At 53.3% G+C, this 8,730-nt stretch carries 8 protein-coding genes, 4 tRNA genes and 1 rRNA gene; all 13 read left to right on the top strand.

Features of this window, described 5'->3' with window-relative positions; genetic code table 11:
- Positions 1 to 96 (top strand): 5S ribosomal RNA (gene rrf, locus FWJ25_RS18925); the annotation flags it as partial.
- A 241-nt stretch (positions 97 to 337) separates the two neighbouring features.
- The gene (locus tag FWJ25_RS18930; protein ID WP_149601828.1) at positions 338 to 1,537 is read left to right on the top strand and encodes a hypothetical protein; all 1,200 of its coding nucleotides are present in this window, start codon (positions 338 to 340) and stop codon (positions 1,535 to 1,537) included.
- Positions 1,538 to 1,546: 9 nt separating this feature from the next.
- Positions 1,547 to 2,617, top strand: coding sequence for a hypothetical protein (locus tag FWJ25_RS18935; RefSeq protein ID WP_149601829.1), 1,071 nt, complete (start codon positions 1,547 to 1,549; stop codon positions 2,615 to 2,617).
- A complete protein-coding gene (locus tag FWJ25_RS18940) occupies positions 2,614 to 3,165 on the top strand; it encodes a hypothetical protein (RefSeq protein WP_149601830.1) in 552 nt (183 codons plus the stop codon). Before FWJ25_RS18935 ends, FWJ25_RS18940 begins: the two co-directional genes overlap by 4 nt.
- Positions 3,166 to 3,185: 20 nt before the next feature.
- Positions 3,186 to 5,579, top strand: a complete 2,394-nt coding sequence (locus tag FWJ25_RS18945) for a DUF6160 family protein (RefSeq protein WP_149601831.1) — start codon at positions 3,186 to 3,188, stop codon at positions 5,577 to 5,579.
- 110 nt (positions 5,580 to 5,689) lie between these two features.
- The gene (locus tag FWJ25_RS18950) at positions 5,690 to 6,655 is read left to right on the top strand and encodes a biotin--[acetyl-CoA-carboxylase] ligase (protein WP_149601832.1); all 966 of its coding nucleotides are present in this window, start codon (positions 5,690 to 5,692) and stop codon (positions 6,653 to 6,655) included.
- The gene (locus tag FWJ25_RS18955) at positions 6,652 to 7,386 is read left to right on the top strand and encodes a type III pantothenate kinase (protein ID WP_149601833.1); all 735 of its coding nucleotides are present in this window, start codon (positions 6,652 to 6,654) and stop codon (positions 7,384 to 7,386) included. The genes FWJ25_RS18950 and FWJ25_RS18955 overlap by 4 nt, the downstream gene beginning before the upstream one ends.
- Complete coding sequence (locus tag FWJ25_RS18960) at positions 7,383 to 8,063, top strand: hypothetical protein (RefSeq protein WP_246166898.1); 681 nt, start codon at positions 7,383 to 7,385, stop codon at positions 8,061 to 8,063. Before FWJ25_RS18955 ends, FWJ25_RS18960 begins: the two co-directional genes overlap by 4 nt.
- A gap of 43 nt (positions 8,064 to 8,106) precedes the next feature.
- Positions 8,107 to 8,182 (top strand) — tRNA-Thr (locus FWJ25_RS18965).
- Between the two features lie 38 nt (positions 8,183 to 8,220).
- Positions 8,221 to 8,305: transfer RNA gene (locus FWJ25_RS18970), tRNA-Tyr, on the top strand.
- 9 nt (positions 8,306 to 8,314) lie between these two features.
- A tRNA-Gly gene (locus tag FWJ25_RS18975) sits at positions 8,315 to 8,389 on the top strand.
- Between the two features lie 15 nt (positions 8,390 to 8,404).
- Positions 8,405 to 8,480: transfer RNA gene (locus tag FWJ25_RS18980), tRNA-Thr, on the top strand.
- Between the two features lie 51 nt (positions 8,481 to 8,531).
- Positions 8,532 to 8,730 (top strand): GTP-binding protein (locus FWJ25_RS18985; protein ID WP_246166897.1); only part of this gene is annotated, 199 nt, incomplete at its 3' end.

The following is an 8,730-nucleotide window of genomic DNA, read 5'->3' on the forward strand; positions in this document are numbered from 1 at the left end:
TGGAACCACCTGATCCCATCCCGAACTCAGAAGTGAAACAGTCCTGCGCCGATGGTAGTGTGGCGTTGCCCATGTGAGAGTAGGTCATCGTCAGGCGCTTAATACCTAAACCCCAGCATCCTTGATGCTGGGGTTTTTTATTGCCTGAAGGGAAGTGCCTGGTGATTAAAAAATCTAATCTATGATGTTCCGCACAGTAACAAGCTGTTGGTGAAGATAGTCTTGCCAAAAGAGTTGGCAAAAAGACATAAACGATAAGCCAGCCATCAGAGACGCTCATCGACCATCCGTTTATCCGCCGCCGATAACAATAATGCGGCAGCAATGAGATGGGACTATGAGTAAACGACCGTTTTTGCCTATCCTTCTGCTGGCAGCTAGTGGGCCAGTACTCGCCGACCTGCGTCCTATTTCTGACAACCAAATGTCTGAAGTGACGGGTCAAGCTTTTGTATCCATCGACCGCCAATACCACCCCGACGCTAACAACAATACGGCGTATACCCGGGTGAATCTGGGGATGGATATCGAACTGCAGACCAATGTTGATGTTCTCGAGATGGGGCGCTATGAGCGGGATGGTGAAAAGCCCGGCACCTCAGATGTCTATATCGAAGATTTCGCGCTGGGTTACATAAATAACCAGGCCTATTACGACGCAAATCCCGAGGCGCCCAGGCAACGTAAAGCCGATGGATCGACCTACGCTGAGGGCGAGATTGTTCCTTTCCGCATTCAAAACCCCTATTTCGAGTTTGCCTTTGACCAGGACACCGAAGAAGTGGTGGGCTTCCGCTTGGGGTTTGGTGAGTCCATGGGGGTGCTCTCCGGAAAAATCCAAACCCTGACTGGTAATGTCAATGTGAACATTATCGATCACGGCGAAGGTTTGGGGAGCGCCCAGTCAAACGGCAATTTCTTTGACCAACTGATCGTCTTGCTGACGCCTTTACTCGAGGGCGGTAGTCCTTTAGAGACGAAAGCCCAGCTTGTATATGGGGCAGAAGGCGATCCCAATATCGGTTCACTTGATCCTATACGGGCGGAATATATTGGTGTACCGGATGGTGAGAAATTTGTTCTTGAGAACGCCAGCGGTTTTACCCGCTGGTCGGTCAAAAACCTTATAGGCTGGGGTTCCTCATCTGAAATTGAAGTGCCCGACTGCAGCTTCTTCAGCTGCGGAGGCGGCGACATTTATGTGTACGCACAGGATTGTCTGGTGCTGGGCATAGACTCCTGTTTCGATCTTGATATCTACAACAGCTTTCCGGTGGGGGAAGTGATCACCGTCGACGGTGAGCGACAGATTGCAGCGCCTGTAGACGGTGCTTTCATTTCCTTTCAGACCAAGGATCTGGACTGGTTGAAAAACGTCAAAAAGACGGATTTAACCCCGGAGGATTTCCTGCGCGCGACCTCTGGTGCCTTTTTTAATATTCCGAACGGCGCGACCGAGGTAAACCTCAATGAAGCGTTGTACGGCACTCAGCGTTACAGGACTGAATATATCGACCGTGGAAAGGGGCTCTTCTAGGAGATGCTAATGGCTGGGTCAAAAGGGATAAATCGCTGTTTTGGGTTGCTGTTTGCCCTGGGAACGCTTTTGCTGAGTTCGATTGCTCGCGGTGAACTTGAGGCGCTGTCTGAGCCCGAAATGTCCAAAGTTGATGGTGCAGGGGTTGGTGTGGTTCTGGAAGGTTTCAAGTTCTCCCACGGGACAGACCAACCAGATGTAAACGGCGAACATGCACGGATTTTTCGAATTTCAGGGGTCAAAAGCACTGACGGTCGGGATGTGGATATCACAGTCAACCACCTTTACATCTCTGGCGCCAATAGTGATTACGGCAACGAACTGTCGCCGGTAAACCTGGGGCGACTGGTTAACCCATGGCGCCTGGATGTGGTGGACGGAAACGATATAGGTGTGAAGGACAAGGCTGTATTGGAATTCGCAGCGCCTTCCATGGTTGCACCCACTGAAGGCTTTGACTGCCTTAGTTCTACTGCAGCGATGGGAACTGGAGCTTGCTCAAGCCGGCCGGCAACGGCTGATCATGTGGGAGAGCGTGCAGATGTCGGCATGCAGATGAATGTAGCGGTTGGTTCGGACCGCTCAGCCAATATCAATATTCATGCAAAGAGTGCTGTAGTCGACGGCAGCTACCTCAGGCTATGGGGGGATGATAACCGACGCCAGATGGTCGCGCAGTTCAGGCTCAACTTTTTCTCACCGGAATTATCAATAAACGCCTGTGCCCAGGATGGCGCTTCCTGTGGTTCCCGAATTCTTATGTCTGACTTTGCTCTTCGGCTCGCAATCGGTAACGAATTACAACCGGTATTCTTTGATGTAGACGGAACCGGAAACTTTGTTGTGGATGTCGAATCGGTCCCGCAACCCGAGTCTGGTGATATTGGTGCGGATGGCCTGAGTAGCAGCAGTAATGCGGATACATGGGATTTTTACGAGGCCTATTACACAAATCCTGATTACCGAAGCAGTTTGACTATCGGCAATTTCAGTGTCGGCAACAGGGATTTTGGCTCGGCCCGGATAGAAGGGATGCTAATTCAACATCTCAGCATAACAACAAAGGACCTGGCGCAATGAAAACCTACCTGCGGGCAAGCTGCCTGGTAATGTTGTCTATATTTTTTGTTGCAAAGCCGGTGGTGGCTGAGCTGTCCCCCATTTCTGATCGCGGATTGTCTGAGGTCTCCGGACAGGGAGGTATTTATTTATCGGGAGATATCAGTATCAACGAACTGGGCGGACCCATCGAAAATGCCTATTTCGGCCGCTGTGATAACACCGAGAAAAAGTGCGGCGCCCGTTTCGCTTACCGTCTTAAGGAAAATGGAGGTTGGATGGTTCTGGATGATATTCGTGGCAATTTTGCCTTTGAAGGGCTGACACTGAGGATCCGCAAGGTGGATTCGGGATTTGGTGGTGATGGTGAGATATTCGATCGGGACGTTGTCGAGCTTGGTCTGCCCAATACTGTGAGGTTCAACGATGTCCAGTTCAACATGGCGGGCAGCAGTACGGCGCGGCCCACAGACCCGGGATTCCAGCAAACAGATATTTTTTCCGTGGAAATGCAGGGGAGTGTCGTTATGGAAGGAAACCTGCTGGTATTTCCGGTAGGTAACCCATAGTGATGCGCCGGGGAACGATCATGGCACTGGTCCGCGCCGGAGGCGCTTTGGCTGTCGTAGGCTGGGTGATAGCGTTCGTGCCGATTGCGGGCGCAGAAATGCAGCGACTCGATGAATCCGCATTGGCTGAAATAAGTGGGCAGAGTGGTATCTCCGTGGAGGTGGAACTTGGGATGACTGCAGATCGAATATCCTACCTTGATGACGGCAAGGCTGTTCAGCTCGAAGGGTTTCGAGTCGGCTCAGCTGAGGATCCTGAAGGGCGAGCCTACCACCTGATTATGGTGGATATTGGTGACGACGCAGCCCTGAATTTAGATTACCTGATTGAAGATCGCCGGATCGAGTTTGGCGATGTTCGTCTGGCTGGCGCGCCGGGATTGAGTATGGGGGGAGTGTTTTTTGATCATAATCTACAGGGCGAGTTCTCGCTACGTTCCGATGGAGCTCACGGAGGTGGCGGTTACACCTTTGATTCGGCGTACACGATGACCGGAGGGCGACTTGGTTACCGTACAAACGGTAACGAGGTCTTCCTGGATGGAATCACCATGAACGTGGAGGCGTTGGGTGTAACGCTGGATGTTGTTGATGATGTGTTGCAGTTGCGGGCGCCGCGCGTTGTCGGAAGCTGGGAGGTAGGGGCGGTAAGGTTTAGCGGCAACCCACTGAATCATGGGGTGAGTACGGACTCGGGTACGGGAACATTGTTGCCTTCGTATGGCGGGTTTGCTGGCCACTACGATCTTACCTCTGCGACGGATATCCAGGCTGGGGGCCGGAATGGGCAAGGTCTGCGGATTGATAACCAGACTGAAATTCATTCGGCTTCTTTTCTGTACAAGGATGATGGCAACGTATTGGCGTTGAGGGATATGACCGGCCACTACGGTATCAACGATCTTCGCTTCGACGTCACAACGGACTGGCAGGGGCGGGAATCTCTGGGTTTAACTCTGGGGGCGCTTGAGGGTGAGCTGTTTATAGGCGGTATTGAAATGGGCGCGGCTGGAAAAAGCTTGGGCCAGGTAAACGCCCGTTTTGTGGTCGGGGATTCGGTATTCAACAATGAGCGCTATGGCAACGCCGTTTACTTGCAGGGTGGGGGGAACGCCGATGCCGGTGCCCAGGGGCTGCGACTGGCCACAGAGTGGAGCCTGAAGTCGGCAGACCTGAGTTATAGCGAAGACGGTAACCGGGTGATTTTCAGTGGACTGCAATCCTGGGGACGGGGAGATATGACGGTAGACGTTACCCGGGAGGAAGTGCGTAACGGGACCCAGTTCTACGACGGTCTCCGGATTGGTTTCGAAGGCATAAGGGCTGGATATCGGCTTAATGGTCTGCGGATTGGTAGTGACGATGCGCAACTGCAGGGCGGTACGGAATTGCTGCTGGCGCTTGGCATCTATCCTGCCTATGAGTTTGAGTTGGATGGTCAGCTGACACTGGGGCCAGGGGGCGCTCAGGGAGAGGGGATTACTGTTAACTCCGACATCCGGATCAGCAATGGCCGGGCGGCAATTATTGCCGCGCCATATGATGAAGGAAATGGAGAGATATCCCAGCAGGGGCTCTGGATCTCGGAACTCGATTATGACGGCCATCTAAGGGGTATGACAGTTGATGTGAATGGCGAAGGGCTGTCGATCGTGAAAGGTGAAGCCTGGAGTTCAATGGATGTGGGTAACCTCCGGGTTGGAGATAAACTTTCAGGGGCCAGCTTCGGCCGCTTCGTACTGCAAAAGTATGAGCGAGATAGCAGCATGCTTTTATCTCCAGGTGGGGCGGGTACGGTCTGTGCCGGCGGAGTCGGAGCGTCTGAACTCGCCTGTGAGTCGACGGGAGGCATCTGGGAGGAACGGGGTGGTGAAGGTATGACTGTAACCATTAAACAGATTCTCGCCAGGGCCGTGAGTGACGATAAGAAAAATGCGTTTGTCTGGGAAACGGGGCGTAAGTTGGATGCCAATGGTGTGCCGGCAAATGGGACTGGTACGCGTCTGGTGTTAAATGATATCTATACTGGCGACGGGGTCGATGCTGATGGAAACGGTCTGAATGATAATAGCTTCGGAATTCAGACGGACCTTGCAATCGATGTATACCAGACTCGGGTTGTAAAGAAGCAAAGCGGGGCGGATTCCCAAGGTGTTATCGGAAACAGGGGCGACGAGAAAATCATGGACCCCTCTGCGCCTGCAGGGTATCGCTATGTACCGGACCCCGGCGAGACGGAGTTGGTGAATCGGCCATTGGGGTTTGCAGTCCAGGCCAATAGCCGGTTCAAGGAATTATCGATCAATAACATCGACCTGGTTCATCCTTCGGGCGGCGCCGAGACTCTCGTATACGGCGTAAAAATGCAAAATTTTGATATCAGGGCAAACCTGACCGCGACGCCCATACCTTAAATCTGCTGTTGGCATTGAGGCCTTGCTCCATTGCCTTTATTTTGTCTTTTGTCCCTTCCTGTTGTTTAATCCGGCCAGACCTATTCATATCTCTGGCCGGATGTAATCTGATGAAATCCAAAGTACTTATCTCTCTTCTTAGCGACGGGCGTGTTCACTCAGGCGAATCCTTGGCCGCGAAAATGGGGGTGAGCCGTACTGCGATCTGGAAACAGATCCGCCGTGCCATGGAAGAAGGATTTGTCATTGATACGATCCGCGGTCGTGGTTATCAGTTGGTGTCTGACGTTGATTTGCTGGACTTTGACGACATTCTATCCAGCGTCGCTGAGGAATACCGATCAGCCATTTCGTTGAGAGTGCTGGATGAGGTGGATTCGACCAATGCGGAAGTGGTCAGGGCTGGCCATTCCGGAACCCATGACATTCCCGTCGTTATCGCCGATTGCCAGACGGCGGGGCGGGGGCGGCGTGGTCGAAACTGGAGTAGTCCCAGAGGCGAAAATCTTTATCTGAGTTTGGGGCTGACATTCGATGGTGGGTTTTCTGTTCTTGACGGATTAAGCCTTGTACTCGGTGTGGCGGTTGCCGACGCCCTGGAAGGTCTCGGTGCCCGGGAGATCGGGCTTAAGTGGCCGAATGACATTTTTATCGAAAGGGCGAAACTGGGTGGCATTCTGATTGAGCTCCAGGGAGAGTTGCAGGAAGGCGTTGTCCAGGTTATCTGCGGAATCGGCATTAACGTCCACATGAAAAGTGCCGAGGGGGTTGATCAGGCCTGGTCCAGCCTTGACCAGGCTGTGTCTGGTCAGCAGTGGTGCAGGAACGAGATAGCGGGCGCATTGATCAGTGCCGTGCTCAATGCGGCTGATGTATTTACCCGATTCGGGTTCGGACATTTTCGAGAAGCATGGCAGCAGCGGGATATCTTTCAGGGTAAGCCCATCGCTGCCCGGGGAGGAGAAATAAGTGGTATTGGTGCGGGAATTGATGAAACAGGAAATTATCTCCTCGATACCGATACGGGGCTGGTCCCGGTGAGGGCTGGCGAAATAAGCTTAAGGGAAGTGCTGTGAAGCTTCTGGTCGATGCGGGCAACACCCGTGTGAAGTGGCGCCTGAGTGGTGCCGCTGGGGTGGTTGGGCAAGGGGCGGTGCTGTTCGATGAAGTCGCATCGATACCTGAATTGGCCAATTACGCGCAGCAGATTACCTCGATTGTCGTTTCAACCGTGATATCTGAAGAACGCCGGCGGCAGCTAAACGATGTGCTGCTTGAGCGCGTTAAGGCACCGGTTCGATTCTATTGGGCGGAGACTGAGCGGCGAGGATTGCGTAATGCCTATGAAGATCCGGCTCGGATGGGGGCTGATCGTTGGCATGCGATGTATGGCGCCTGGCGATTGTGTTCGGGTGGGTTCGCCGTCATCGACGCGGGGAGTGCGATAACAATCGATTATGTGGATGCCTCAGGTATGCACCTGGGGGGATATATCCTGCCCGGGGTCCAGATGATGTTCCGGAGCCTGAGGACGGACGCGGCCCGAATCGGCTTTGACGTCAACGAAGCGCTTACACCCGTTCCGGGACACGATACCGGAGAATGTGTGAATCATGGACTAGCCTGGCTGTCGTCGTCGGTCAGCGAACGAATCATGAAGGATGTGGAATTCTATGGCCTGAGCCATGTGCTGGTAACGGGTGGTGATGCTCGACGCCTGCTGGATCTCGGGCTCAGCGCACGCGAGATTCCCGAGCTTGTCCTTGATGGTCTTGAGCGAATAGATACCGAGGAGGCCGGCAGGTGAAATGGGTGGTCGTATTGCTCATTATGATGAACCTGGGGGTTTGGTACCTGTCGGAGGAACGAGCGGGGGGGAGTGTGTCTCCTTCCGCGGGGGCGGGCAGTTTGCCTCGGGTAGCGAGTCTCAAGACGGAGACGCCCGTCAACTCAGGTAAAACCGAGTTTGTGCAGAATGACTTTGGTCAGTCGGCTGCCGATGTATCGGGCGGACTGGTGTGCGTTCGTCTGGGCTGGCTACCTTCTCGGGAAGAGGCAAAAGAACTGGTCGCTCCGATCGAAATGGATGTGGATATACGGATCGACGAGGAGCAAAGGGCGTTGCCACCCCTCCACTGGGTAATTATCCCTCCCCAGCCCGACGCTGTGGCCCAGAGCCAGTTTCGAAGCATTCAACGCCAGGGCATTGATTCCTATCTGGTGACAGAGGGCGAGAACCGGAATGCCATCTCTTTGGGGCTGTTTGAGTCCCGTGAGGCAGCAATATCTGTGCTCGAAGAAAAAAAACGCCAGAATCTTAATGTAGTACTGGCAAACTTCCCCCGAAATCAGATAAGCTACGCGCTCGTTTTTGAGGCAGAGCCGAAGCTTGCTAAAAGCACGGTTCAGGCGGTCGAAACGGGCTATGGAAAGAATTTCGATTTCATCGAAATCAACCCTTGCAAAAGTGTTGCAACGCCATAAAAAAGTCCGTAGTATACCGCCCTCGCTGAACAGGCGATTGTGAGCTGGCGTAGCTCAGTTGGTAGAGCAGCTGACTTGTAATCAGCAGGTCGGGGGTTCGATTCCGTCCGCCAGCTCCATTTTAAGTTTTAGAGGGTTCGCGTTAGCGGATCTACTCGGAGGGGTTCCCGAGTGGCCAAAGGGATCAGACTGTAAATCTGACGGCTTCGCCTTCGCAGGTTCGAATCCTGCCCCCTCCACCATTAATTGCCGCGGGCATCGTATAGTGGCTATTACCTCAGCCTTCCAAGCTGATGACGCGGGTTCGATTCCCGCTGCCCGCTCCAATTTGTTTTTGTAATGCTCATGTAGCTCAGTTGGTAGAGCACACCCTTGGTAAGGGTGAGGTCGGCGGTTCAAATCCGCCCATGAGCTCCACTATTTATCCGGTCAACGTTTCGATCCTGGTTGATTAGGGAGATTGGTCAAATGTCCAAAGAAAAATTTGAGCGCAATAAACCGCACGTCAACGTGGGCACTATCGGTCACGTTGACCATGGTAAAACCACTCTGACCGCAGCTCTGACTCGTGTATGTCACGAAGTATGGGGTACAGGTACTGCCAGCGCGTTTGACCAGATTGATAACGCGCCGGAAGAGAAGGCTCGTGGTATCACCATCGCGACTT

It is taken from the genome of Marinobacter salinexigens, from assembly GCF_008370345.1.
Taxonomy (GTDB): Bacteria; Pseudomonadota; Gammaproteobacteria; order Pseudomonadales; family Oleiphilaceae; genus Marinobacter; species Marinobacter salinexigens.

Bases quoted from the DNA above. Each gene is read 5' to 3' on its own strand.
- FWJ25_RS18935 (WP_149601829.1), top strand. From the start codon at position 1,547: ATGGCTGGGTCAAAAGGGATAAATCGCTGTTTTGGGTTGCTGTTTGCC.
- FWJ25_RS18930 (WP_149601828.1), top strand. From the start codon at position 338: ATGAGTAAACGACCGTTTTTGCCTATCCTTCTGCTGGCAGCTAGTGGG.
- FWJ25_RS18945 (WP_149601831.1), top strand. From the start codon at position 3,186: ATGGCACTGGTCCGCGCCGGAGGCGCTTTGGCTGTCGTAGGCTGGGTG.
- FWJ25_RS18950 (WP_149601832.1), top strand. From the start codon at position 5,690: ATGAAATCCAAAGTACTTATCTCTCTTCTTAGCGACGGGCGTGTTCAC.
- FWJ25_RS18940 (WP_149601830.1), top strand. From the start codon at position 2,614: ATGAAAACCTACCTGCGGGCAAGCTGCCTGGTAATGTTGTCTATATTT.